The 25,209-nt window shown below is 58.7% G+C and carries 19 protein-coding genes; 4 read left to right on the top strand and 15 right to left on the bottom strand.

All coding sequences use genetic code 11. The features are described from left to right. The first annotated feature begins 31 nt into the window (after positions 1-31). Positions 32-733, top strand: coding sequence for a tetratricopeptide repeat protein (locus GOB83_RS12375; protein ID WP_165926288.1), 702 nt, complete (start codon positions 32-34; stop codon positions 731-733). Here the strand turns inward: GOB83_RS12375 and GOB83_RS12370 are convergent. The 12 genes from GOB83_RS12370 to GOB83_RS12315 form a co-directional block, all read right to left on the bottom strand. Next, the gene (locus GOB83_RS12370) at positions 730-2,007 is read right to left on the bottom strand and encodes an MFS transporter (RefSeq protein ID WP_165926287.1); all 1,278 of its coding nucleotides are present in this window, start codon (positions 2,005-2,007) and stop codon (positions 730-732) included. The two genes, GOB83_RS12375 and GOB83_RS12370, sit on opposite strands and share 4 nt — an antisense overlap. Before the next feature lie 332 nt (positions 2,008-2,339). Next, a complete protein-coding gene (gene aspT, locus GOB83_RS12365) occupies positions 2,340-4,028 on the bottom strand; it encodes an aspartate-alanine antiporter (protein WP_165926286.1) in 1,689 nt (562 codons plus the stop codon). A gap of 94 nt (positions 4,029-4,122) precedes the next feature. Beyond that, positions 4,123-6,852, bottom strand: coding sequence for an aminotransferase class I/II-fold pyridoxal phosphate-dependent enzyme (locus GOB83_RS12360; RefSeq protein ID WP_165926285.1), 2,730 nt, complete (start codon positions 6,850-6,852; stop codon positions 4,123-4,125). A 74-nt stretch (positions 6,853-6,926) separates the two neighbouring features. Continuing rightward, entirely contained in the window at positions 6,927-7,913 is a 987-nt protein-coding gene (locus GOB83_RS12355; protein ID WP_242005860.1) for a hypothetical protein, read from the bottom strand. A 768-nt stretch (positions 7,914-8,681) separates the two neighbouring features. Continuing rightward, the gene (gene holA, locus GOB83_RS12350) at positions 8,682-9,695 is read right to left on the bottom strand and encodes a DNA polymerase III subunit delta (protein WP_086647094.1); all 1,014 of its coding nucleotides are present in this window, start codon (positions 9,693-9,695) and stop codon (positions 8,682-8,684) included. An 18-nt stretch (positions 9,696-9,713) separates the two neighbouring features. Further along, positions 9,714-10,409, bottom strand: a complete 696-nt coding sequence (locus tag GOB83_RS12345; RefSeq protein ID WP_086647093.1) for a hypothetical protein — start codon at positions 10,407-10,409, stop codon at positions 9,714-9,716. Further along, on the bottom strand, positions 10,409-13,027 hold the full coding sequence (leuS, locus tag GOB83_RS12340; RefSeq protein WP_165926283.1) for a leucine--tRNA ligase: 2,619 nt from the start codon (positions 13,025-13,027) through the stop codon (positions 10,409-10,411). Before leuS ends, GOB83_RS12345 begins: the two co-directional genes overlap by 1 nt. Before the next feature lie 71 nt (positions 13,028-13,098). Beyond that, complete coding sequence (locus tag GOB83_RS12335; protein ID WP_086647111.1) at positions 13,099-13,635, bottom strand: DUF3576 domain-containing protein; 537 nt, start codon at positions 13,633-13,635, stop codon at positions 13,099-13,101. Between the two features lie 178 nt (positions 13,636-13,813). Beyond that, on the bottom strand, positions 13,814-15,829 hold the full coding sequence (locus GOB83_RS12330; protein WP_165926282.1) for an AfsR/SARP family transcriptional regulator: 2,016 nt from the start codon (positions 15,827-15,829) through the stop codon (positions 13,814-13,816). Between the two features lie 141 nt (positions 15,830-15,970). Next, on the bottom strand, positions 15,971-17,068 hold the full coding sequence (locus tag GOB83_RS12325; RefSeq protein WP_165926281.1) for a lytic transglycosylase domain-containing protein: 1,098 nt from the start codon (positions 17,066-17,068) through the stop codon (positions 15,971-15,973). 71 nt (positions 17,069-17,139) lie between these two features. Next, complete coding sequence (locus GOB83_RS12320) at positions 17,140-17,364, bottom strand: hypothetical protein (protein ID WP_086647109.1); 225 nt, start codon at positions 17,362-17,364, stop codon at positions 17,140-17,142. 165 nt (positions 17,365-17,529) lie between these two features. Then, positions 17,530-18,081, bottom strand: coding sequence for a DUF721 domain-containing protein (locus GOB83_RS12315; RefSeq protein WP_165926280.1), 552 nt, complete (start codon positions 18,079-18,081; stop codon positions 17,530-17,532). 10 nt (positions 18,082-18,091) lie between these two features. On the opposite strand from GOB83_RS12315, the gene mutY reads away from it, so the two are divergent. Both mutY and hemH read left to right on the top strand, forming a co-directional pair. Next, complete coding sequence (mutY, locus tag GOB83_RS12310) at positions 18,092-19,159, top strand: A/G-specific adenine glycosylase (RefSeq protein ID WP_095350124.1); 1,068 nt, start codon at positions 18,092-18,094, stop codon at positions 19,157-19,159. Between the two features lie 80 nt (positions 19,160-19,239). Continuing rightward, entirely contained in the window at positions 19,240-20,280 is a 1,041-nt protein-coding gene (hemH, locus tag GOB83_RS12305) for a ferrochelatase (protein WP_086647088.1), read from the top strand. Between the two features lie 104 nt (positions 20,281-20,384). Here hemH and nth read toward each other — a convergent pair whose 3' ends face one another. Continuing rightward, the gene (gene nth / locus GOB83_RS12300) at positions 20,385-21,050 is read right to left on the bottom strand and encodes an endonuclease III (RefSeq protein WP_165926293.1); all 666 of its coding nucleotides are present in this window, start codon (positions 21,048-21,050) and stop codon (positions 20,385-20,387) included. Positions 21,051-21,500: 450 nt separating this feature from the next. On the opposite strand from nth, the gene GOB83_RS12295 reads away from it, so the two are divergent. Continuing rightward, the gene (locus tag GOB83_RS12295) at positions 21,501-23,294 is read left to right on the top strand and encodes an ABC transporter ATP-binding protein (protein ID WP_165926292.1); all 1,794 of its coding nucleotides are present in this window, start codon (positions 21,501-21,503) and stop codon (positions 23,292-23,294) included. Between the two features lie 39 nt (positions 23,295-23,333). Here the strand turns inward: GOB83_RS12295 and GOB83_RS12290 are convergent, their stop codons facing one another. Both GOB83_RS12290 and GOB83_RS12285 read right to left on the bottom strand, forming a co-directional pair. Next, positions 23,334-24,143, bottom strand: coding sequence for a phosphatase PAP2 family protein (locus GOB83_RS12290; protein ID WP_165926279.1), 810 nt, complete (start codon positions 24,141-24,143; stop codon positions 23,334-23,336). Between the two features lie 383 nt (positions 24,144-24,526). Next, positions 24,527-25,207 (bottom strand): DUF2290 domain-containing protein, encoded by a 681-nt coding sequence (locus GOB83_RS12285; RefSeq protein WP_165926278.1) that lies wholly within the window; start codon positions 25,205-25,207, stop codon positions 24,527-24,529. Between the last annotated feature and the right edge of the window lie 2 nt (positions 25,208-25,209).

Raw genomic sequence — 25,209 nt, 5'->3', positions numbered from 1 at the left:
GCCAGAACCTGCAGGTCAGGGTGCTGGGGGTGTGCCACATGCTGGGGTGAATACCCCCGGCAAGCCCCTGATGCCGGCCACCATAAGGCCCGCGGGTGGGGGAACTCCGTCCTCCCCCGCTATGGGGCAGCTTGTGCTGGCACAGATTTATCTGGACCGTGGGCAGATGCAGGCGGCCTTCAGCATGATTGAAGTTGCTGCCAGAAGTGGCTCTGCCCCGGCCCTGAACATGCTTGGCCGCGCCTATGAGCGGGGTTGGGGAGTAACCCCCAATCCGCTTTTGGCCATGCAGTATTTTGAAATGGCCGCACAGCAGAATTACGGCTGGGCGTTTTTTAATATGGCGGATCTGTACATGGCAGGGCATGGCCTGCCGCGTGACGTGGAGCGGGCTTATGCCCTTTACGTGAGGGCAGCGCAGGCCGGTGTTGCAAAAGCCCTGAACATGATTGGACTTTTGCATGAGGATAATAACCCGCCCAGCATAGCCGTAGCCCGCCAGTATTACATGGCGGCGGCAGAGGCGGGGGATTGCTGGGGGGCGCTGAACATGGCCCGGCTGGCCTTGCAGGCAGGCGATATTCCAGCCGCACAGGCGTTTTTTTGCCAAACGCTTGAAACCGGGTTTGATGCGTGTTTTATGGCCATGCAGAAACTTCTGCCCTTCATGCCCGCCCCCTACGGAGCGGACCTGATGGAGCGCACCAACCAGCGCCTGCGCAGGCAGCCCTAGCGGTTGGTGCAGCGGCGTGGCCCCGTTTCATGCAGGAAAAAGGTCAGCACCCCTGCCAGCACAATACCCGCCAGCCCAAAGCTGAACGCCTGCGAAAACTGCACGCCAGTCAAAGCCTGCCCGTGGCCCAGATGCTGCAAAAAGGCGGCAAACAGGGGGGAGGCAATGGCGCTCATGACAAACACCAGAAAATTAATGGCGCCGGTTGCACTGCCTTTTACCTCATCGGCGTTGACCTCCTTGATAATGGAATAGGGGATCATGGCGGCACCGGAGGACACACCCAGCATAAAGGCCAGAACATAAGGGGGGAATGTGTTGCCCGGCAGGTAAATAATGGCAGCAACTGTCAGTGCCATAACCACAATGCCACCTAGCAGCACGGGTTTGCGGCGGCCTATGCGGTCGGTCAGGTAGCCAAGGGCGGGGCAGCCCACCATCCAGCCAACTGGCACCATGGCGGCACGCATCACGGCCTCATGGTACCCAATGTGCCAACTCTGGGTTAAAAAGGTTATGCCCCATGTCATGCTGCCAACGGTTGTTGGCAAAAACAGCAGGCCAGAACACAACCCGCACAAATAGGATTGCGGGTTGGAGAGCACGCTCCTGTAAGGCGCGAACATGGACCCTGCCGGGCGGTGCGCGGCGGTGGCGCTCTTGTGCTCGCCCGGGGTCAGGAAAAAAATGAACACGGCCACAAGGGCGATCAACCCGCCTGTATCAATCCAGAAAAAATGCCAGTTGAGCACACCATGGATCAGCCATGCCACGGTAGACTGGCCCATGGCACCCCCCATCATGCCCGCGCATTGGGTAACCCCCACGGCAGTTGCCAGATGCTGTTTGGAAAAGCCACGCGCGGCAAGGTACACGGCCCCGACAAACGCAAAGGCCGAGCCCGCACCCTGCATCAGCCGGCCCAGACCTGCCATCCACTCATTGCCCCAGCCAAACAGGCAGGTGCCCGTTGCCAGCACCAGTGCCCCAAAGGAAATGGTGTATTTGGCCCCCCACCTGTCCACCGCGGCACCCGAGACAATGGAGCACAGGGAATAGGTGTAATAGTAAAGTCCCAGCAGGGAGCCCAGCCCAACGGTTGTTAGCCCAAAGGTGGATACAAGCTCGCCCACCATCACGCTGGGGGCGGAGCGGGTGGAATACTGCAACCAGTAAAACACCAGGCACAAAAACCACGCGACAACATAGGCGTTCTGGTTGGTTATGGCGGGTTTGTGCGTGGGGGAAGGAACCGGTTGCGGGGCCGAGGGCATGCGATTATTCCGTTAATTCATATTTAAATTAAGTATTTTGTGGCGCACTTATAAAAAGGATTTCCCGGGCTTTTACAAGGTAAGGCACGCTGCCCCCATCGGTCCGGCGGGGGCAACTCAACTTCGGGCGATGCTCGGGCAGGTGCACGCGCAAGGGCTGCGTGCTTGCGGGAGCTTTGTTTTATCGGGGGGAGGTGTCTGGCCGGTAAGGGGGTGTTCTGCCCGTATGGGGGCCAATATGGACCAGCCAGACACAAAAAGATTGGCGCGCACAAGGCGTGCCCGCCTGTGCCGCGCCGTATTATGTGCGGCGCGGTATGGGGGTAATATGCTCAGGCAAGCAGGAGTACTATGACCAGCCCCCACATGGTCAGCAAGGTGTTGCTGACCGCGTAAGGCACTGTGTAGCCCAGCATGGGCACGTTGCTTTTGGCCACGTCGGCCACCATTGCAACCGAGGCGGTGCTGGTGCGCGCGCCCCCACAGCACCCCAGATTGATCGCGGGGTCAAAGCGGAAGATGTATTTGCCAATAAGCGGGGCAAGCAGCATGGGCATGGCGCTGGCAAACACACCCCAGAAAAACACGCTAATCCCGGCCTCCTGCAACCCCTTGATAAAGGTTGGACCGGCAGAAATGCCCACAACCGCAATAAAGATGTTCAGGCCCACCGTGTTCATGAACCATACGGAGGCCGAAGGCACGCTCCCCAGCTTGGGGGTAACACCACGCAGCCAGCCCAGCACCAGCCCCGCGATCAGCGCCCCACCGGAGGAGGACAGGGTAATGGGCACGCCGCCCACAGGCAGCACAAGCGAGCCCAGAAGCCCCCCTACAAAAATACCGCCCCCTACCAGTACCATGCTGGTGGCATTGGTTGGGCGGTCGGCATAACCCACATTCGCGATCACGTCAGCCACGTGCCTGCGGCTGCCGGTAATGTTGATAATATCCCCACGGTTGATGGCCGTCTGGGAGAGAACGGGTATTTCCACATTCATGGAGCCACGGCGGATGGCGTTAATGTAAATGCCACGCGCATACGGAGCGGTGGACAGGTCAACAAGGCTCTGGCCGCCAAGCTGCTTGCTGGTAACCACCACATCCACCGTTTCTACCGGTATTTCAATCAGTTCCTGGTCAGCCACTTCTTCGGCATGGTTGGACCAGTAAACCAGTGCATCATGCGGGCCGGATACGGCAACAATATCGCCCTCACGCAGCAGGGTTGTGGGCGTGAAGGGAATAATCCTTCCGTCCCGGCGCAGGTTTTCAAGAAAAATGCGCGTATCCTGCGCTTGTTCTGCTTCCGCTACGGTTTTGCCGGCAATCAGGCCGGTGGTTTTTAGCCTGTACGCACGAATAATATAGTTGTGCCATGCGGTATCGGCATTCTCGTTTATGGGGCGGATGTTCATCTCGCGCTCATAGCGCTCACACTCCTGCGCCAGATTGATGCGCAGGAGCTTGGGCCCCAGAAATGCCAGCATCCAGCCCGTGCCCACCGTGCCAAACAGGTAGGTGACCGCGTAGGCAACGGGTATGGCGTTCAGTTCGGCCTGAATCTGCTCTGTTGGTAGCCCGCTACGGTTTATGGCATCGGTCGCCAGACCAATGGAGGCGGAAATGGTTTGCGAACCGGCCAAAAGCCCTTCCGCCATACCCGGCCCATAGCCCGAGACAATAGCCGCCACATACACACACACCAGACACAGGGCGGAAATGATGATGGCAAAAATTGCCTGTGGCAAACCGTCATTGGCAATGCCGCGCACAAATTGCGGGCCAACGCCAAAGCCTACGGCAAACAGGAACATGATAAAAAAGACGGATTTAACCTGGGGCGAAATGGCAATGCCCAACTGCCCGACCAGCACCCCGGCCAGCAGCGTGCCCGTAACGGCCCCAAGGCTGAAACTGCCGAACTTGAGCGACCCGACCCAGAAGCCGATCGCCAGTGTCAGAAAGATTGCCAGCTCCGGAGAGGCGCGTAGCGTCTCTGCAATCCAGTGCACTGTCATGTGTAAGCTCCTTTACCCGCAAGTGCGCCTTGCAGAGCCTGTGCAAAAACCATGCTCCCGCACGCAGGGTGCGGGAGCGGGCAGGTTAGTGGGATCAGCCTTTGTTTTTGCCGGGAACACGCTTGAGCAGCTTGAGGCCCAGAGCTTTGTTAAAGCCGTGGATTTCCTTCACATCCAGCTTGCGCATGAAATCCACAATGCCCTGCGTAATAACCTGCCCCGGCACCATGATGGGAAAACCCGGAGGGTAGGGAATAACAAAGTTGGCGGAAACAAGCGCCGGACCAGATTGCAGGCGTTTGGCAATTTCTGGGCTGTCGAGTGGTATGTATTCGCACTCGGCTTCATTATACGCATCATAGAACGCGCGGCGGATGTCCCCGTGCAGGGTGGGGGCTTTGGGCTGGTCGCGGTAGCGGTCATCAAAATGGCTGAAGTTGGGCAGCTCGGGCAGGTCATCCACCAGCGCGTGCACCCTGTTTTCAAACGTTTTCTGATACCCTTCGTCGTTATCGGCAATTTTCTTGTCAATATCGGTGGCAATGTCCACCAGAACCCGGATCAGCAGGGCAATGTCGGAGCGGGTGTTGTTGATGTTGGACTGAAGCAGAACGCTATTGCGTGACGTTTTGTTGAGCTGGATGTTGAACTTGTCGGCCAGAACGTTCTTGAATGTCGTGCCGTCAAAGCCCGCCGCCCCGCAGGACAGGGTCATGCGTGTGGGGTCAAGCAGGAACTCATCAGTCTTGATGGACTGTAGAGCCTTGTCCCAGCTTATGCTGGGGTCATTGTAATCCGTCAGCCCGGACTGGCGGAACGCTCCGGGGATCATTTCCGCACTGTTGAGCACCCGGAAGTATTTGGAAATCAGCTTGTGGCTGTTGACCTGTTTGCGAATTTCCAGCGCGATCTGCAAGGCGTTGCTGACCAGCCCGTAACCTTCAAGCTGCATCTGGCGGCGCGCAACATCCAGTGATGCAATAATCTGGAGGTTGGGGCTGGTGGAGGCGTGCGTAAACACGGCCTCATGGAACTGGGACTCTACATGTTCGAAGTCTACATCCTTGACCAGCACAATGGAGCCCTGCCGCAACGCGGACATGGATTTATGCACCGAGTTGGTCTGGTACACCCGCAGCCGCACGGCACGCGGGTCGGGCACAAGGCGTGTGTTCAGCAGGGTTTCATCATCGGGGGCGTTGCCCAGTGTGCTGGCCTGCTTGTCCCATGCCTGCTGGGCCTCTGGCCGGGTAAGGGATTCGGTCAGGGCCGCAGCGGCGCCCATGGCCGTGCGCTGGCGCAGCAGGGGTGACCAGTGGGCAAAGCCAAACCAGGCCTCGTCCCACAAAAAGATCAGGTCCGGTTTAATGGCAAGACATTCTTCCATAACCCGGCGGGTGTCGTACACATGGCCGTCAAACGTGCAGTTGGTCAGGTCCACCATTTTTACACGGGCCAGATCACCATGCGCTTTAAGGGCCAGCAGGGCCTGCTTGATCGTGCGCAGCGGCACACCCCCATACATGGAGTATTCCACCAGCGGGAAGGCCTCCACATAATAGGGCTGTGCGCCTGCCAGCACGCACCCGTAATGGTGGGATTTGTGGCAGTTGCGGTCCAGAATAACAATGTCGCCCGGTGCCAGCAGGGCCTGAAGCACCATCTTGTTGCTGGTGGACGTGCCGTTGGTTACAAAAAAGGCGTGGTCGGCCCCAAAGGCCTGCGCCGCCATGGCCTGCGCATCCTTGATATTGCCTGTCGGCTCCAGCAGGCTGTCCAGCCCGCCGGTGGTGGCGGAGCTTTCGGCCAAAAACAGGTTGGGGCCGTAAAACTCGCCCATGTCGCTGATCCAGTTGGACGTAAAGACCGACTTGCCGCGGGCTATGGGCAGGGCATGGAACGTGGCAATGGGGCGCTGGGCATAGCGTTTGAGGTTGTCAAAAAACGGCGTTTTATACCGGTTGCGTATGCCTTCCAGAATGGACAGGTGCAGTTCCAGAGGTTCTTCCATCTGGTAGAAAATACGGTTGAAAAACCGGCTCTCGGGCTTGCCTGCCAGTGTTTCGATATTTCTGTCGCTCAGCAGGTAGATGTCCATTTCGGGACGGATTTTTTTAATGGCCTGCGCAAGCTGCAACACCAGTGTTTCGTCATCCCCAATGGTCGAGAAGTCGATCACACTCTGAAAAGCCGCCAGAAGCGGGTTTTCGGTCAGGCTTTGCGCGGTAAACCCTTCGTAAAGGACTACGGCCCCAATATCGGGGTTCAGCAGGATCCCTGTCAGGGCGTCCTGTGCGTTGCCTACAATAACCGGCTGGTAAATAAAGTCGTCTTCCGCACGGCGCACACCGCGTGCTTCTTCCTGAATAAGCGGCCAGCGCGAGCGGGCATGGGGCACCACGCTCAGGACCTCAAAATAGGGCGTGCTTTTCAGGTGCGTTATGGCCTGCGGCAGGCGGTTAAGGGGTTCATCATCATGGTCATCCATGTTCCACGCAGAGGCATCGCGGTGGTATTTGCGCGAGACAATGGTGGTGGAAATACGCTGGGCAAGGCGTAGGAAGGCCTTGTTGTCGTCATCACTCAGGCAGCTTTTCAGCCGCTCAAGCAGCTGTGCGCCCGGATAGGCAAAAAACCGTTCAACCTCATCCAGTTTTTCCAATGAACTGGAAAGACTTTTTTTAATATCTGCCGCATTGGTCGTGGACCATTTGCGGGCCAGATCAAGGACCAGAAGCCACCGGTCCGCGCGCAGGGCAGGAGTTGCCAGTGTGGTGCTGATAAGCGAACGCACAGGCTGATCGCAAGGAGTGCTGGAGGTCATGCAGATTTTTCCTGTTTTGTAAAAAACTGAAGAAAAATGTATTTATTTTGTGAATGGTAGGGCAGGGTGTCCTGTCATTTGTTGACAGGAATAGTCACCACGGCTCCGGGGTTCAGGGTTGTTTTGGACAGTTCCAGAAGCATCTGGGTAATTGTAAACGCCAGTTTGCTTTCAAAATCCCCGCGATCAATCCAGTAATAATAATGGTCGTACAGAATGGATACAAACGCGTTATCAGGCTGCTTGTGCCCCGAATGTACATTCATCAGGGGTTTGGCCCCATTATTGCCCGCCACATCAACGGATTTGCGGGTATTACCGGAGGAAACCTCATCATCAGGGATTTGAATCTGGTAGGCGATCTGGCCAAGAATACTCAGCATGCTTCTGGTCAGCATTTTGATCTGCCCCGGACTGGGGGCACCGACACCGTATACAACTTCCATCCGCTCAGATTTGGGCGAAAAGTTAAGCTGTTTTTTGGTTTTTTCCGCAATAGCTGCAAGGTTGGGGTCTGTTGTTGATGAAATACTCATGAAAACACGGCTGTTTTCAATTTCTTTACCATTTGTGCCAGATGCCTGCTGGAGCTGAATGTTCAGCAGGCCCGCTGCCTGTAAAAGACGCAGGTCATGCAGAAGGCTGAAAAAAGCTGCACTATGGGCATCAACCTCGGCATCAATATCCCCCGCATTGCGTGAAAATGGACGGTTATTACTGAAAAGATCAATGGACTGCACGGACAGCCGCAACAGGACATCTATAGGCAACCCGCCCATGGCCAGCGGCAAAAGGCTGGCGGGGGGCAGCGGGCGTAAAAAATTATGGGCGTAGGCATCACCCGTTACGGGCTGAAAGGTAAAGGTCGGGCTTTCCTGCAACTGTGCGGCTATGCCCCCGTTGGGGCGAATGGGAAAAGTGTCTGATGCAACACCAAGAAAACCACTGCGCTGCAACTGGTAGCCTGAAATAAGCTGCGTTGTGTCCAAAAATCCGGGTGTATCTGCATAACGCAGGCGCACAAGGTTGGAGAGTGTCTGCCGTTTACTGGCTTCGATCATGGAACTTGCATACTGGTCCTGATCTTTTCCGAGCTTATAGCTTCCAATACTATAACAGCCACTTGTGAATAAAATAAGAGAGCAACACAATATTCTTTCAGCTACACGTCTCATGTGTCACCTTTCAGAATGCTGGATGGTCTCAAACATTCTATGACTAAGATATAATGGACTTTTTTAGAGCATTATTTCTTTTACCCGGCAAGGTGGAATGGAAGAATAACTTTTTTGTGACGATATTTTCAAATGTATTTCGTTTAGTATTTTATAACTTGTTATTTAATACTAAACATTACTTTGTGGGTGGTCGCAGTATGCCCCCGCCATGCGGCAGAGCGCGTGCATTGATCAAAGCATAACGCACAGGGGCATGCAGGCGGACCGGGAAAGGGGGAGTGTGTGTTGGTGTCCGCGGCGGGATTCGAACCCACGGCCCCAGGATTCATCCCACTACAGCTTTCACTGCCGCTGCGTTGCCGAAGCGTTTGTGGGCTGGACTGTCCCTTTACCATAGACCTGTAAACAACAGGCCTTTAGGCACCGCCCGTCCAGTCTCTACACCTTCCGTTCCTGTGGAACGGCTTGGCTCGGGATTGGCAAGGCCCTTGCAGGCCGTAGCGTTCCCCGACTTTGAGCGGATTCACCATAATGTTTCCAGTTATGGTGCCCAATTAAATAGGAATCCTGTGCTCTATCCTACTGAGCTACGCGGACACACCGCTTTTGTATACTGAATGCCCCCTGAGCGGACAAGGGGAAAAGCAGGCGCTAGCGGCGGCTGTACAGCGCTGCGCGGGCTGCCAATGTTGCAATATGGCGGCGGCAGAGCAGCAGGTCGGGGGCCCCGGTCTGCTTGCAGGCCAGCTCCAGTGCCTGTAGCTCTGCCAGCTCTTTGCTTAACGCTGGTAAGGACCAGAACTCCAGCGCACGGCTAAAACTGGCCGTACGCTTGAAAAACACGGGAGGACGCAGGGTTTTAAGCGCGTCACTCCGGCTCTGCCCCGCCGCCATGGCGGCCCGTACCCTGCGCAGGCGGTGCATGTGGCCCATAAAAGCGCGGATAATGGCAATGGGGGCAGTGCCTTCGGCCAGTGCACGCTCGAGCGCGGTATCGGTTTCTGTCCGGTTGCCCTCTGTTGCGGCAAAGGCTGCATCTTCAACCGATACGCTCCCGGCATCGCCAATGCAGGCGCGCACGTCCTCCAGCGCCAGAGTGCCGGTGTCCCCCGCGTAAAGGGCCAGTTTTTCCACCTCGCTGCGGGCTGCCGCACGGTCCGCCCCCAAGCGGCCTGCCAGCCAGTGCAGGGCATCGCTGTCAATTTGCACATGGTGGGCGCCCAGCATCTGGGTAATGGAGGATTCCAGATTACGCCCTTCTTCGGGGTAGCAGCCAATGCTGGCGCACACGGGCAGTTTTTCCATGAGCTGGCGCAGCTTGGAGCGGGAGGCAAGGCCCGGAGCTTCCAGTATAACCAGTGTGTCCGTGTTCTGGGCCAGAACATGCTCTACGGGTTTGAGCAGCGCGTCCGAGGCATCCCGCACACGCACAACCCGGCGGCCGCCCATAAGGGAGAGAGCCGTGGCTTCCTCTTCCAGCCTGTTGTGGGTTTCGCGGTCCAGCAGGGCAATGCGGAACGGGTCGTCCAGCGTGCCGGCCAGCCGGTGCGTGGCCTGTAAGGCCCGTTCGCGGATCAGCCCCGTATCTTCCCCATGGAGCAGGATCACGCGCCACGCTCCGGGGTCGTTGAGAACACGGGCAGTGCCGCGGGCGTCTATTTTCATGACCAGCCCGCCCGGTGGCTAGAAGTTGGTATCAATGGGGGCACGCCCCGTGGCCATGTTGGGAATGGCGTCCGGGCCTTCCTGCTCCATGGGGGTGCCCTGATCGGAATCGGGAATAAGGTTGGGAGATGGGTAGAGTGCTTTGGGCTGGTTATCGGGCACATCCGCCGGGGTGGCGTGGGTTTTGAACCAGGTGGCCACCTGCTGGGTAATCTGCTCGCCCAATGCCTGCGCGATGCGGCCCATCGTGCTTTCCATGTTCAGGGTCTGGGCAAAATACTGTTCGTAGGTGTTGGTGTACCCATCCAGCGTCTGGGCGTATCCCTGCGTGATCAGCTGTGGGGTCTGCTCAATGGTGAGCAACTGCCAGTGCGCGGTGGCAAGCATACGGGTCCGCCCGGTGGTGTTGTCGCCATGAATGTCAATGGCTTCACCACTAATGGTGGGCTGGACCACCAGCTTGTATTTGCGCGGGTCTTCTGGCCCATCACCCGCCATCTGGGATTGCAGCGCCAGACGGATCTGCTGGCCAAAGCGCTGCGGAATATTGGCAACGTAAATATCTTTAAGCTCGGCTGTAACATCAACCGCGCCTTTTTCCTCCCCGTATAAAGGCTTGAAGCCGCAGCCACTCAGCAGCAGCGGAGCCGCCATAAGGGCTGTGGCGGCCAGTGTGGCCTTGCAGAGAGAAAAAAGGGAGCGGGTCCGGGTCATCAGCCTGCCGTTACAAAGTTAACAATGCGGTTGGGCACATGCACGCGTTTGACAATGCGCTTGCCCTCCAGCAGCCGCGCCACGTTGGGTTCGGCTTCTGCCCGTGCCAGCACGGCGGCGGGGTCCTCATCGGGGAGCGCTTCTACAGTGCCGCGCAGTTTGCCCAGAATCTGCACCGCTATGGTGACCTGCGTTGCCGCCAGCAGGTCGGGCTGGGGGGCAGGCCATGCCTGCGTTGCCGCAAGCCCTGCGGTGGGCTCAAGGCTTGCAAACATTTCTTCGGCCAGATGCGGCATCATCGGGGCGCAGAGCAGGCACAGACTATGCGCTGCCTCGCGCCGGGCAAAGTCCATGCCCGCAACGCTGGCCGCTTTTTCCGCATCCGCCAGAGCGGAGGTCAGTTCATGAATACGGGCAACGGCCACGTTAATGGCAAAGCTTTCCAGCGCTTCGGTCACGGCGGCAAGCGTGCGGTGCGTGGTGCGGCGCAGCGTATCGGCCTTGCGGTCAATATCAGCGGGGCAGGTGGTGGTGGCGGGTACGCTGGCGGCAACGCTACAAACCGTGCGGAACAGGCGCTGGGCAAAGCGCGCAGCCCCGGCCACACCGGCCTCGGTCCATTCCATGTCACGCTCGGGTGGGCTGTCGGACAGGACAAACCAGCGTGCGGTATCGGCTCCAAAGCGCTCGATAATAGCCACGGGGGCAACCGTGTTGCGCTTGGACTTGGACATTTTTTCCACCCGGCCCACGGTCACGGGGTCGGTGGTGCCGCGTTTGACCACACCTTCGGGCGTGCGTTCCACTTCCTCGGGGTAGAGCCAGTGGCCTGCGTTGTCCTTGTAGCTTTCGTGGCTGACCATGCCCTGGGTAAACAGGCCAGCAAACGGCTCATCCACGTTCAGGTTGCCGGTGCGGTGCATGGCGCGGGTAAAGAAGCGTGCGTAAAGCAGGTGCAGAATGGCGTGTTCAATCCCGCCAATATACTGGTCCACGGCCAGCCAGCCATCGGCGGCATCCCGCACGGTAGGGGCTGCGGCATGGGGGGCCGTAAAGCGGGCAAAATACCACGAGCTGTCCACGAATGTGTCAAACGTATCGGTCTCACGCGTGGCGGGCTTGCCGCAACATGGGCAGGTGGTGTGCTTCCACGTGGGGTGGTGGTCCAGCGGGTTGCCCGGTTTGTCAAAGGTGACATCCTCGGGCAGTTTGACGGGGAGCTGTTCGTCGGGCACCGGCACCGCGCCGCAGGTGTCGCAATGAATGACCGGTATGGGGCAGCCCCAGTACCGCTGGCGCGAAATGCCCCAGTCGCGCAGCCGCCAGTTGACAACACCCTGGCCCACGCCAAGGTCCTGCAAACGGGCAATGGCGGATTTGCGGGCCTGTTCGGTGCTCTGCCCGTCCAGAAAACCGGAGTTGATCATGGTGCCATCGCCGGTAAAGGCGTGTTCGGTAATGGCAAAGTCTGCCTGATCCTTGCCTTCTGGCAGCACCACGGGGGTTATGGGCAGGTTGTATTTGTGGGCAAAGTCCAGGTCGCGCTGGTCCCCCGACGGGCAGCCGAACAGCGCACCCGTGCCGTAGTCCATCAGCACAAAATTGGCGATCCAGATGGGAAAGCTCTTGTCCATGAACGGGTGGTTCACGCGCAGGCCCGTATCAAACCCGCGTTTTTCAGCTGTTTCCACCGCTTCGACCGAGGTGCCAAGGCGGCGGCATTCAGCCACAAACTCCGCAGCCTGCGGGTTGCGCTCGGCAACCCACTGGGCCAGCGGGTGGTCCGGGGCAATGGCCAGAAAGGACATGCCAAACAGCGTATCCGGGCGGGTGGTAAACACTTCCACCGCGTTCAGGTTGGTATCCAGCCCCGTGGGGGGTTCATGCAGCGAGAAGGTGAGCTTGGCCCCTTCGGAGCGGCCAATCCAGCGTTCCTGCATGGTGCGCACGCGCTCGGGCCAGCGGTCGAGCGTTTTCAGCCCGTCCAGCAGGTCCTGGGCAAAGTCGGTAATGCGCAGGAACCACTGGGAGAGTTTTTTCTTTTCAATCGGTGCGCCAGAGCGCCAGCCCTTGCCATCCACCACCTGTTCGTTGGCCAGAACGGTCTGGTCCACCGGGTCCCAGTTGACCCAGCTTTCGCGCCGTTCAACCAGCCCGGCCTGCATAAAGTCGAGGAACAGCTTCTGCTGCTTGCCGTAGTAGTCGGGCAGGCAGGTTGCAATTTCACGGTCCCAGTTGAGGGAGAAGCCGAGCCGCTGCAGGGTGGCGCGCATGGCGGCAATGTTGTTGAGCGTCCATTCCTGCGGGTGCACGCCGCGTTCGCGCGCTGCGTTTTCGGCTGGCAGGCCAAAGGCATCCCACCCCATGGGGTGCAGCACGGCAAAGCCACGGGCGCGCTTGTAGCGGGCAATCACATCACCCAGTGCGTAGTTGCGCACATGCCCCATGTGGAGCTGCCCCGATGGGTAGGGGAACATTTCCAGCACATAATATTTGGGCTTGTCCGCCGGAGGGACATCCGGAACGGTAAAAATATCGGCTTTTTCCCACGCCTTCTGCCATTTTGGCTCGACTGCGTTGAAGTCATAGGAGGGGGATGGGCTGGAAGGCTGGGACATGGAATGAGAATCTACGCTTGCAGGCTATAAGGAAAAAATAAGGATGAACACCGTGGCCAGAGCCGGGTGGGTCAGTCCTGATTGCCGTTATCGGCGCGGAGTTTGCGCGCGCGGGAGAGAATGCGCGTGGCAATGTCGGACGCGGTATTGGGTGCGGGGGGAGTATCCACCCATGTTCCGTCCTGCTTGAGCTGGCGGAACACGCTCAGGCGCAGCGCATCGGAGCGCAGGCGGCGGTCCAGCACAAAAGCGGTAATCTTGAACCGTTCGTCATGCGTGGCGGGGGGCGTGTACCAGTCTGTCAGGATAATCCCGCCTTCCGCATCGGCCGTAGCCACGGGCATGAAGGAGAGTGTGTCCAGTGCTGCGCGCCACAGATAGGCGTTTACGCCGCCTTTAAGGCTGGCTTCCCCGCCAGAGGCCCCGCGATCTTCGGCCAGCAGGTGGTTGTGCGGGGCGGCAAGGCCGGTCCGGGTCCGGTCGGAGCTGGAGCAGCCGCTTAACAGGCAGATCCCCGCAACGGCTGTTGCGGCGCTCATCCATTTAAGGAGCAGCATGGGATGGGGGCGGCTGGCAGCGGCATGGCTGGGCATGAGACGGCGAAGCATGGCGTTGATGTGGCTCCTTGGCACGTGGGTATCCGTCTTTCCCGGTCCGCCGGATAAAAAAGAAGTCAGGTCTGGCTGGCGGCACAGGTGGTCCTGTCCGTCTTCATATCCTTTCAACTCTTTTCCGCCAAGCGTCTGCGTGGCCTGTCTGCTCTGGTGGTGGTGGTGGGGCGCGTGCTCAGGGCAGGGTCAGGTGCAGTGCGTTGCAGAGTTTCTGGCGCAGGTGCGCGGGCAGATAAGCATAGTGCCCTTCTATGGCCGAAGCGCAGAGCGGGGTGTGCAAACGGTGCAGCCGCTGGCGGTAATCCTGCGCTAAAGACTGGTGCCCCAGCATGTTGGCCGCCGCAAGGGCGGGGACCAGAATGGCCGAACGGTCGGGCGAGGTGGCCAGAATGCCGCGGGCGTGGAGCAGGGTTTCCTCGTACTGGTCGGCTAAAAAGCACGACAGAATAAATTCCTGATCAGGGGCGCTAAAAAGCGGCACGCTGGGGGCCATGCCAAAAAATGACGTGTAAATGCGGGCCGCGGTTACGGCGTCCCCCCGGCACAGGGCGTCCAGCCCATCGGGCAGGGCCAGCATGCTTACGGGGGAATCGGTGGGCAGGGCTGCGTGCATCTGGGCCAGCAGAAAGCGCGCCTCCTCCGGCTGGTTGGCGTAAAACAGGCCAGCGGTCAGCAGGTAGCGGGTGGCAATGTTGCTGGGGAACAGGGTGAAGTTCTGCTTGAGCATGGTGACCATGGGCTGAATGTAGTCAGCCACGGGCATGTGCCATTCATCATACATGCGGATGAGCAGGTAGTGCGCATGCACAAAAAACAGAAACTGGTTTTCAGGCGCGCGTTGTTCCGCTTCCGCCATCAGCCGTTCTATCGTGTCATACAGGCGTGGGTCGGCGCGCATGCTTAAGGTTAAGGCACGCAGGCCCATCCCGAAGGGGGAAAGGGCCGCCACAGGTACGCTGGCCAGCCTGCGTGCTTCCGCCTTGAACAGGCTGAGAATAAGCACCGAGGCAAACCGGTTGGACAGGGCGCGCAGGGTTGTGGGGGTCAGGCTTATCCTGTGGCCCCATACGATTGTGTCGTTCAGCCGGGTGTCAAACGCCTGTAACAGGCAGGTGCTTTTGCCCTCGCATACCCCGGTTATGGTAATCCCGACCAGAAAATCCCACTGCCCGCGGCTGGGGAGCGACTGGAAGGGCGTTGCGGCAAAGCACTCGGTCTGCACGCTTATGTCCAGCATGCCGTGCATAGCAATATCCAGCCCCAGCTCATCACGGAACCGCTCGGCCAGAGCCACACTTTCTGGCGTGCTGCCGGCTGTGGGGCAGGCCAGAAACACCGTGGCCCTGAGCATGCGCAGCGGGTCATCCGTCACAGGGGAGCGGGAGAGTGCGGAAGAGGCATGGGGCAGCGGAGGGAGCGTGCTTTGGGCCCCCTGCGTGTTCTGCTGGTGTGTGGCACGCACCTTTGCAATCAGGCGCATGGTTTCCTGCCCCGGTGTGGTGGCAATGGTGTGGCGGAATGTGCGCAGGCAGTTTTCGGCCCCCAGCAGGGCGGTACCTTCCTCCTTGCTGTACATGGCGGCCTGAATATGTGCGCGCCATGCGCCTTCGTTCAGCGGGTTCAGGCGGAGCAGCCTGCGGGTTGCGGCCATAACCGTGGCAGGCTCGGTTGTGCTGGCCAGCAGGGCTTCGAGCTGTGCGGTCTTGTAGTCGAGCAGGCGGTTGCGTTCTTCCTCCAGCCATGTGGCAAAGCCGGGGTCAACCGCGCTCAGGTCTTCCAGCAACGGGGGCAGGGGGTCGGGCAGGTCCATGACCGTCTGTGGTGTGGCGCGGAATACGCGCTCGGTATCAATGTCAGTCAGGTTGGGGCGTATGGCCAGTGTGTGGCGCTGAACGTCCAACACTTCCGGCCCAAGGGGGTGGAGGACATCCATCAGCCGGTGGATTTCCTGCCGTAGGGAGGCGCGCGCCTGCTCGGGGGCGCGCTTGCTCCATAACAGCTCGGCCAGCCGGGTGCGGGCCACGGGCCGCCGGTTGGAAAGTGCCAGAATGGCCAGCAGCGCCTTGGTTTTGGTGCCCGTAGGTAAAAGGGAAAGCCCCGTACTGGACAGGACGCGCATATGCCCGAGCAGAAAAATATGGAGCAAAGGGTTGTCTGGTGGTGCGCCTGTGGTGTCGGGGGATGCGTGCATGGGCAGAAGGTCCGTTAATTACCAGTAAGACACCGATCACGAACATTAAAGTTATTCCTGCCGGTCAGAAAAAAATGCTTTTGTATTTCCCTGTAAAAAGAAGGTTTTAGCAAACAGTAAATTTAACAGTGGTGTAATATTCTAGGGCGTTATGGCAATACATGAAAGCCCCTGCTGGCGCAGGGCAGAACATATGGTGTCTGTCTGCCCGGAAGGAAGCCCCGCCAGCCGGGTGCGCCATACCGGTGCCCGGCCTGTGGGCGTTACCTTTTCCACCCGGTTGAGGGCATGGCTGAGTGCGGGGGAGGATTGCCGTGCCAGTGCAATGGCATGCATGGCCCGTGCCGGGGTGGAAAAAGCCCCGATCTGGATAATGGCATTGCCCCCACTTCCCGCAGAACGCCAGACAATACCCGGACCGGCCAGAGGGGTGGAACTCACGCTCCGGTAAGCGGCGGGCTGGTAGCCTGCGGGCTGCGGGGTGGAGTCGCCTGCAAGCTGCATGGTGGAGCTGTCATCCTGCTGGGCAGGGCTGTCCGCTCCGGCGGAGGGTGGGGGGAGTGTCTCATCCTCCAGCGGTGGTGCGCTGGCCGGGCCATAGGGCTGGGCGGTGTTCTGGACCACCTGCACGGGGGCAATCTGCTGCGGTGCCAGGTTGGGCTCGGTTTGCACAGGCAGGGTGCTGGGGGGCACGGGGTCGTTCAGGTGGGGGGTAATAGCCGCCATGTAGGTGCGGGCGTAACCGGGCAGGGGAGCCCCGCGTGAGCGGTGGTTTTCCATGCATTGTGGCCCGCAATTGTACGCGCCCAAAAAGTCGGGGGAGCCAAAGCGGTCGTATAATTCGCGAATATAGCCGGTCCCGGCCATAATATTGTCGTGCGGGTTATAGGGGTCGGAGCCAAGGCGGTAACGCTGCGCAAGCTGGGCGTATGTATCTGGCTTGATCTGCATAAGCCCGACCGCACCATGCACGGAACGGGTGAGGTGCCCGTTCATGTATTGGTGCCCGCCCGATTCCTGCTGCATCACAGCGCGGATCCAGGACTGGGGAACGGAAAACCGGTCCGAGGCTTCGTGAATATAAGGCCCCCACGGATTAAGGGCCGACCCCGGCGCATTATACGATGTTTTACCCGGCCCCGCGCAGGCGGACAGCACAGCCAGCCCGCCTAGAGCGATAAGGGAGAAGGCCCTGCGCCAGATGCGCTGGTCCGCACAGGTAAAAACACGTGGCAACATGGCACGCATGGTGCCCGTTCAGGCGGGCAGATGCAAATGGTCATGCTGGCCGGGGTACGCCCTGCCGGATGCTATTTGCCGTGCTGGCGCATGCCTGCGGTAATGTCGTTCATAAGTGCCGGGTTTGTGCGGCGGATCTGGCCTGCACGCAGCACGCTGGCTGCGGTGTAGCACGGCCGGGTCGTCCAGTTTTCCAGAAACTGGAGATCAGACAGGGTTTCTGGCCCATGCTGCCGCAGTGTTTTCAGGGCGGCTGGGGTAGTAATCCCTGGCGTGGTGCCGGGTTTACGCAACATAATCATAAATCCTGTTAGTTAGGCTGCTCTGCTCTTGACTGTTGCACAGGTGCGCCACTGCGCATCGGGTGCGGGGCCTTAGAACACCCACAATGTGTCAATTTCAAGCGCTAAGCGGTTTTGTCATAAAACCATGACAATAAAAGAAATAACCCGTTATATTTGTTAGGTTTTTTTTATCGGGCTTTGTAAAATTTCCGTGCCCAGCCGCTCCAGCGCCATGCGCAGCGACTCATCACCCATGTCGGGCAGGGTGCAGGTGGGGGTGGCTCCCCTGCGGGGGGGCAGCCTGCGGCGTGTGCCTGCCGTGGGGTCCTGCACAAAGCGCAGCCGGGCAACCAGTGGCTCCCCGCACCATGTGTTGATCCGCGCCACAAGCATGTCGCCCTGATGTTGCAGTTCCATGGCGGCGGGGCCGGTGCAGGCCACGGTCAGCGTGGCGGCGCTCAGTTTGCGTGGGGAGGTAACAGCCGCATGGGCCGGGCCAACAACATCGGCCCAGCGGGCAAACAGCATGGCCCCTGTGGGGGAGCGGCGGCGGAAGGCGGGCGCTGTTACATTGGGGAGCAGGGCGGCCAGGGTGCGGGCCTTCATCACACGGCGGGGGGGCTGTGGTGGTGCTTCTTCCTTTGCGCGCGTGCGTGCGGCGGGCTTGCGGGGGGTGCTGGCCTGCCGTGCGGGGGTACCCGCCTTGCCCGAATGAAGTTCCTTCGCCATAACAGCCTCCGTGATTACGCCACCCGCCCACGCCCTGCTGCACTGGTACGACCGACACCGCCGCACCCTGCCATGGCGGTGCACGGAGGGGGAAGCACCAGACCCGTATCGTGTCTGGTTGAGCGAGATCATGCTTCAGCAGACAACGGTCAAGGCTGTCGGGCCATATTATCTCAGATTTGTGGAAAGATTTCCAACAGTTCAGGCACTGGCCAGTGCCCCAAGGGATGATGTGCTGGCCGCCTGGGCCGGGCTTGGTTACTACTCCCGCGCGCGCAACCTGCATGCCTGCGCACAGGCCGTTGCGGCCCTTGGGAGCTTCCCCCGCACGGTAGAGGGTTTGCGCGCCCTGCCCGGCATTGGGGCCTACACGGCTGCCGCCGTGGCGGCCATAGCCTTTGGCGTGCCGGTTGTGCCGGTGGATGGCAATGTGGAGCGTGTTACGGCGCGCCTGTACAATGTGCAGGACCCGCTGCCGGCTGCCCGTAAAACGCTGGCGCAACTGGCCAGCGGGCTGAATACGGATGCCCCGGCCCGTGCCCGGCCGTCCGATTTTGCACAGGCTTTGTTTGATCTGGGGTCTTCTTTGTGTTCCCCCCGCCAGCCTGCGTGCGGGTTATGCCCGTGGCAGGGTGTGTGCGAAGGGTATGCACAGGGTACGGCCGCCACCTTGCCGCGCAAGGCCCCCAAGGCCGAACGCCCCGTGCGGTATGGTGTGCATTTTATGGTCATGGACCGGGCCGGGAACGTGCTGCTCCGCAAACGGCCCGAGACAGGCCTGCTGGCCGCCATGACCGAACTGCCCGGCACCGAATGGCGCGCAACACCATGGACTGAGGCCGAGGCACTGGCCCATGCCCCCGTTGCCGCGCAGTGGAGCAATGCAGGCGCGGTCAAACACGTGTTTACGCATTTTACGCTGAACGTGGTTGTGTATGCCGCGCAGGTGGAGCGCTTTTCCAATCAGGATGTGGGGGAAGGGTTTTTGTTGCCTGCGGCACAGACCAAAACAGCATCGCTGCCATCAATTATGCAAAAATGTATGTCAACAGGGTACAACTTCCTGCATCGTGCATGAAAAGACGGAGTGTTCTGGCGCACAGCACCCGGTAGGGCGGCCCGTGCGGGTCGGGCCGTAAAAAAGAAAAAAGAGGTTGCATGGTTTTCCACCATATTCCGCCACAGGCCCATCTGCCCGCTCAGGGCCAGCCTCCATATGGCAGGCCGGGTGTGCTGCTGCTTAACCTTGGCACGCCCGAAGGCACGGGGTACCGCGCCGTGCGCCGCTACCTGTCCGAGTTCCTGTCCGACCGCCGGGTGATCGAGGGCTCGCCCCTGTTCTGGCAGCCTCTGCTTCAGGGCGTTATTCTCACCACCCGCCCCACGCGCAGTGGCCGCGCCTATGCCCGTGTGTGGGATGCCGAGCGGAATGAAAGCCCGCTGCGCACCTACACCCGCCATCAGGGTGAAAAACTGGCCAGACAGTTCGAGGCCGATGGTGTGCCAGTGGCATGGGGCATGCGCTATGGCCGCCCCAGTGTGGCGCAGGCGCTCCGCTCGCTTATGGAGCAGGGGTGTGACCGCATTGTGTGCCTGCCCCTGTACCCGCAGTACAGTGCAACCACCACGGCCACCGCCAATGACCAGCTCTTCCGGGTGTTGATGAAGCTGCGCAACCAGCCTGCCATCCGCACGGTGCCCTCCTTCCCCGATGATCCGGATTTTATTACCGCCGTGGCCTCCTCCATCCGCGAGGAGCAGATACACGCGGAGCAGCCGTTCCAGATGGTGGTGGCCTCCTTCCACGGGCTGCCGCGCCAGTATGTGGACAAGGGCGATTCGTATCTGGCGGAATGTACCCGCACCGTGGCCGCCCTGCGTGCCGAACTGGGGATGGATGAAGCCACCCTGCCCATGACCTTCCAGTCCCGCTTTGGGCCAACCAAATGGCTGGAACCCTACACCGCGCCCTTTATTGCGGGCCTGCCTGCAAAGGGTATCAAGCGTATTGCGGTGGTAACCCCCTGCTTTATGGCAGACTGCCTGGAAACACTGGATGAAATCGGCCACGAAGTGCGCGAGGAGTTCATGAAGGCGGGTGGCGAGTCCTTTACTCTTGTCCCCTGCCTGAACGACAGCCCCGCCAGCATCAGCCTGCTGGAAAAACTGGTCCGGCGCGAACTACAGGGCTGGCTGTAGCGAGGGTTTGCCCGGCACCCCTGCCAAGGCCGGGGTGTGGTGGTTTGCCGGGCGTGGCTGCGGGGTTCTCCGCACGGGCTAGCCGTGCAGATGGGGCTTTCGCGTTATGGCGCGGCGCGTGGGGTTTTGGGGCGTGGCAGAGGGGTCTTGTCGGGGAACAGGCAGCTCTGTTGTGCCGCGCACCGCCAGCACTCGGGCTTGCGCGCCTTGCACACGTACCGCCCTTGCAGAATAAGCCAGTGGTGGGAGTCGCGCACCATGGGGAGCGGGATACGCGCTTCCAGCTTTTTTTCCACCGCCTCTACCGTGCGGCCACGGCCAAGGCCCGAGCGGTTGGCCAGCCGGAACACATGCGTATCCACGGGTACTGTGGGTTGGTTAAAGGCCACATTCAGCACCACATTGGCGGTTTTGCGGCCAACACCGGCCAGTTTTTCCAGCGCCTCCCGCGTGTGGGGGATCTGCCCGTCATGCTCGGCCAGCAACTGGCGGGAGAGTTCCACAACGTTTTTGGCCTTGTTGCGCCATAGCCCGATGGTGCGGATCAACTGGCCTACCTGCTCGTCCCCCAGTGCGGCCATGGCCTGCGGGGTGGGGGCTGCGGCAAACAGGGCCGGGGTTACGCGGTTGACCGAGGCATCGGTCGCCTGAGCAGACAGCACAACAGCCACCAGCAGCGTAAAGGGTGTGGTGTAGTGCAGTTCCGTCTGGGCATCGGGCCATGCGCGGGACAGGTCGGTCAGGAACTGCTGGACCTCTGCCTTTGTCATATCCCGCAAGGCGGTCTGGGGCGCAGTCTGGGCTTTGGGGCTGGCAGCTTTGGCGCGGGGTTTGGCTGTGGTTCCGGCGGCCGGTTTGCGGGCACGCGGGGTGCTGGCCGGTTTTGCCGTGCGCCTGCCGCTGGCCTGTGGCGCCAGTGTGGCCTGTGCGGGAGTGTCTTCTGCCGGTGCAGGTTCAGGCGTATGGCCCGGCAGAGGGGCCTTTTGCCCGTTGGTACGTCGCACGGGGGCATCCTGCTTTGGGGCTGGCTGTGTGCTGGTCCTGTTATGGGTGGTCTTGCGGGGGGCTTTGGGGGGCATGGGGCTGCTTGTTGCAAATGGGCTGGGGCGGCCATTTTTCCAGCCGTAGCGGGTTTGCGCAATATCGCGCCATCACGCTACAGGCTAAACACCTGCGCTGTTGGCGTGGGTGCACACGCTTTTTTTCGGGTTTTTGGGTCCATGGTCACTTCTGCTTCCAGCACAGCCTCTGTCGCACGCAAAACGTCTTTGTTTGTGGATGTGCTGGGCTTTGTCATGCGCCTGTGGCTGGCTTTTCCCCGGCCTCTGGCGGTTACCGTGGGCACGGTGCTGCTGGCTACGCTGGCCGATGTGCTCATGCCCCTTGCCGCAGGCCGGCTTGTGGCCGATGTGGCCGAACCCGCCAGCCAGCCCACCCGGCTGGAAGATGCGCTGTGGATGCTGGCAGCCCTTGCTGCCTGCGGGTTTGGCAGCGTGCTGGCCAAACGCTATGCCTATCTGGGCATTACGCGGCTGACCACGCGGGTCATGCAGAAAATCGGCACGGAATCGTTTGCGCATGTGCAGCGCCTGAGTACCGACTGGCACGCCAACACCTTTGCAGGCTCCACGGTCAGGCGGCTCACCCGCGGGATGTGGGCGGTGGACATGCTGGACGACACGCTCCTGCTCATGCTGCTGCCCGAGTTCTGCCTGCTGGTGCTGACAACCCTTGTGCTGGGCTGGCACTGGCCTGCCATGGGGGTGCTGCTTGGTGTTCTGTCGGTGCTGTTTGTGGCGCTGTCCTGCACCTTGACGCTGTATTATGTGGCGCCTTCCGCACAGGCTGCCAATGCGGGGGACAGCAAGGTCGGCGCAGCCCTTGCCGATGCAATGACCTGCAACGCCGTGGTCAAGGCATTCGGGGCCGAAACGCGGGAGGAAGCCCATCTGGCCCGGATACTGGACCAGTGGCGCACCGCAACCGCGCGGATGTGGATACGCGGCACGGATAGCGCCAATATTCAGGCCGCTGCCGTGGTGGTCATGCGTCTGTCTCTGGCGGCTGCGGCTATCTGGCTGTGGTGCAAGGGCCGGGCCGGGCCGGGGGATGTGGCCTATGTGCTGACCATGACCTTTCTGGTGCAGGGCTACCTGCGGGAGATCGGGCAGCAGGTTTCCGTTGTGCAACGTTCGGTGAACGAGATGGAAGAGCTGCTTCTGCTCTGGCGCACCCCCGCAGGAGTGGCAGACCCCGCACAGCCGGTTGCGCTGCATGTCACACATGGGGAAATCGCGTTCGAACACGTGACATTCCAGTATCCGGGGCAGCAGACACCCCTTTTTACCGACCTGTCAGTGCATATTGCACCGGGGAGCCGGGTGGGGCTGGTCGGGCCTTCGGGGTCGGGGAAGTCCACATTTACCAAGCTGCTTTTGCGGTTATATGCCCAAAACAGCGGCCGTGTTCTGGTTGATGGTGTGGATACGCAGAGCGTGCGTCAGGCGGACCTGCGCCGCCAGATTGCCCTTGTGCCGCAGGAGCCTGTTCTGTTCCATCGCTCGCTGGCCGAGAATATTGCCTATGGCAGGCCGGATGCCACGCCCGAGCAGATTGTGCAGGCGGCCCGTCTGGCTAATGCGGCAGATTTTATAGAACGCCTGCCCGAAGGCTACGCAACATTGGTGGGTGAGCGGGGTATCAAGCTCTCAGGCGGGGAGCGCCAGCGTGTGGCCATAGCCCGCGCCTTTTTGGCCGATGCCCGTATTCTGGTGCTGGATGAAGCCACGGCTAGTCTGGATTCCGCATCCGAAGCTCTGGTGCAGGAGGCCATGGAACGGCTGATGGAAGGCCGCACGGTGCTGATTGTAGCACACCGCCTTTCCACCGTTGTGGGGCTGGACCGCATACTTGTGTTTGAACACGGCCAGATTGTGGAGGACGGCACCCATGCGCAACTGGTCCAGCAGGAGGGCGGGCTGTACCAGCGGCTCTATAACCTGCAAAGCCTGTAGAATGAAAAACCGGATGACATGAGGTGTGCGCTCGTCATTTCAGGCAAATTTATTAGCTAGGGGAATGGCCACACAGGCCACAAGAGCACCACTCAGGACATCCATCAGGTAATGCCCACCTACGGGAATGGTGGATATGGCCATAATGCAATTTACAGCAGCAAAAGGGTAAAAACTGCGTAACCCGCGGTTGTAATAAGTAAAAATAATAGCAAGAACAATATGGTAAGATGGAAAGCTATACAGGCCTTCCATGTGGTCGAGCGAGAATGTATGGGGTGCCACGCTATCTCTAAGTGCTAGAAAAGTATAAACATATTCACTTCCCGGCACACCTTTGCTGTAATATCCGAATGCATAAAATGGTCCGAGTGATGGAAAAACTATCACGATAAAACTGGAAATAAATATCGCGGCAATAGCAGACAATAGCATTCTTCTATTTCTTTTCTGGTCCCCATAAAAAGAAAATATAAGAATGTTGATAACAATCTGAACAAGAAGAGTGCCGTAAAACAGGGCAAGAAAATTATATAAAATGGAATGAGACCGTACGAAACTAAAACAGGCGGGCCAGTCAAATCCGGCAAGACGGTCTAGAGTAATGAGGGTTTTATCGATCGTTGGCCCCCCTACCGTGCAAGCAAGGTAGGTCTGGATGGATCCTAATAATGAAAAAAGAATCCACGCCTGAACGTAAAGAATGGCTTCTACAATAATTTTGCTAGGTCGCAGAAAGGAATAAAAAATTGCGATGGGAGCAGAAACAAGACAAATAAGAAAAGGTCTTGCAAAGCCGGTAAAATCAAGTCCGGCAAAGTGGCAGCCTGCAATATCTGTCAGCGCCATGACCAGAATAAGGAATGGAATAAGAAACATTCAGAATCTAAACTATGCCGTTGTGTTATAGTCTAGTCTGAATGGCATAAAAAGACCGGAGCCTACAGGTCGCAGGCCAGAAAAATCCAATCTATCAGGCCGACCTGCGGGCATGCATTGTCGTTGCCACCCAACACAGACAGGTTGAGCAAGGCCATACGTTTATGGTCTGCAGTAACGTTGCAGCAGAATAAATGTGATTTCAGGAAGACTTTGGCGGAGGGGAAGTCTGCCAAAAATATCAATTAAAAAGCTGATATCATTGAATATTTTCATAGATTATATTTTTTATTCCCACATAAAATCAGCCACTAATAAAAGCTTCATATCCGCATTTGTGGAGTGAAAAATTTCTACATATCGGCTCTGCCGAATGACCAATGCATATCAGCCTGTTCTCGACTTGTAAGAGTATATGAAAAATCTTTTGTTGTTGCCGACCAGTCAGAACAACGTTCGTTAAATGCCGTATTATAAAAAGACCTCAATATAAGATTAACAAATCTAAATGGTGTCAATGCACCCAACACCGGTATGCGGCAATTTTTATATTGCCCAAATGTACAATGCGAGGTTGGGTGAATATAGTCTACTGAAGCATCCGCGTCGTAATCAAATCTAATTGGAGAAGTAACAATATCCTTAAGTATTATTTCAGAATATAATATATCGTTTTCATAAATTTCAGGTTCATTTTGATATTCAAGGAGATCTGGAGAAGGTAGAAAAGATAAAACGTGTTTTTTTAGTTCTTTTCGAGAAAACAAATATCTCATTTGAATAAGTGCACCGTCAATTAATTTCATATTAAAAGAACGCTCACTTCCGAGTTCATTATAGGTTTCTAAATAAGGCCTGTGCCGCAGCGCAGCAGAAATTTCGGATAAACCAGATATAGATATTTCTGTTATCTGTCCCTCTTTAGAAGGCCTCTTTGAAATCTTTGGAAAATTTTGATCGACGCATAATCCAACGCCTATCAAATTAGAGGTCAAATTTCTAATTTCTTGCGCAACAGCATTAATATCGGACATGC

The sequence above is a fragment of the Acetobacter fabarum genome (assembly GCF_011516925.1).
Lineage (GTDB): Bacteria > Pseudomonadota > Alphaproteobacteria > Acetobacterales > Acetobacteraceae > Acetobacter > Acetobacter fabarum.
This window is presented reverse-complemented; position numbering and strand designations above follow the sequence as displayed.

Bases quoted from the DNA above. Each gene is read 5' to 3' on its own strand.
- GOB83_RS12355 (WP_242005860.1), bottom strand. From the start codon at position 7,913: ATGATCGAAGCCAGTAAACGGCAGACACTCTCCAACCTTGTGCGCCTG.
- GOB83_RS12290 (WP_165926279.1), bottom strand. From the start codon at position 24,143: ATGGCGCTGACAGATATTGCAGGCTGCCACTTTGCCGGACTTGATTTT.
- GOB83_RS12315 (WP_165926280.1), bottom strand. From the start codon at position 18,081: ATGGCGAAGGAACTTCATTCGGGCAAGGCGGGTACCCCCGCACGGCAG.
- hemH (WP_086647088.1), top strand. From the start codon at position 19,240: ATGGTTTTCCACCATATTCCGCCACAGGCCCATCTGCCCGCTCAGGGC.
- GOB83_RS12335 (WP_086647111.1), bottom strand. From the start codon at position 13,635: ATGCTTCGCCGTCTCATGCCCAGCCATGCCGCTGCCAGCCGCCCCCAT.
- GOB83_RS12330 (WP_165926282.1), bottom strand. From the start codon at position 15,829: ATGCACGCATCCCCCGACACCACAGGCGCACCACCAGACAACCCTTTG.
- aspT (WP_165926286.1), bottom strand. From the start codon at position 4,028: ATGACAGTGCACTGGATTGCAGAGACGCTACGCGCCTCTCCGGAGCTG.
- GOB83_RS12325 (WP_165926281.1), bottom strand. From the start codon at position 17,068: ATGTTGCCACGTGTTTTTACCTGTGCGGACCAGCGCATCTGGCGCAGG.
- GOB83_RS12360 (WP_165926285.1), bottom strand. From the start codon at position 6,852: ATGACCTCCAGCACTCCTTGCGATCAGCCTGTGCGTTCGCTTATCAGC.
- GOB83_RS12295 (WP_165926292.1), top strand. From the start codon at position 21,501: ATGGTCACTTCTGCTTCCAGCACAGCCTCTGTCGCACGCAAAACGTCT.
- GOB83_RS12320 (WP_086647109.1), bottom strand. From the start codon at position 17,364: ATGTTGCGTAAACCCGGCACCACGCCAGGGATTACTACCCCAGCCGCC.
- leuS (WP_165926283.1), bottom strand. From the start codon at position 13,027: ATGTCCCAGCCTTCCAGCCCATCCCCCTCCTATGACTTCAACGCAGTC.
- nth (WP_165926293.1), bottom strand. From the start codon at position 21,050: ATGACAAAGGCAGAGGTCCAGCAGTTCCTGACCGACCTGTCCCGCGCA.
- GOB83_RS12345 (WP_086647093.1), bottom strand. From the start codon at position 10,409: ATGACCCGGACCCGCTCCCTTTTTTCTCTCTGCAAGGCCACACTGGCC.
- GOB83_RS12285 (WP_165926278.1), bottom strand. From the start codon at position 25,207: ATGTCCGATATTAATGCTGTTGCGCAAGAAATTAGAAATTTGACCTCT.
- holA (WP_086647094.1), bottom strand. From the start codon at position 9,695: ATGAAAATAGACGCCCGCGGCACTGCCCGTGTTCTCAACGACCCCGGA.
- GOB83_RS12370 (WP_165926287.1), bottom strand. From the start codon at position 2,007: ATGCCCTCGGCCCCGCAACCGGTTCCTTCCCCCACGCACAAACCCGCC.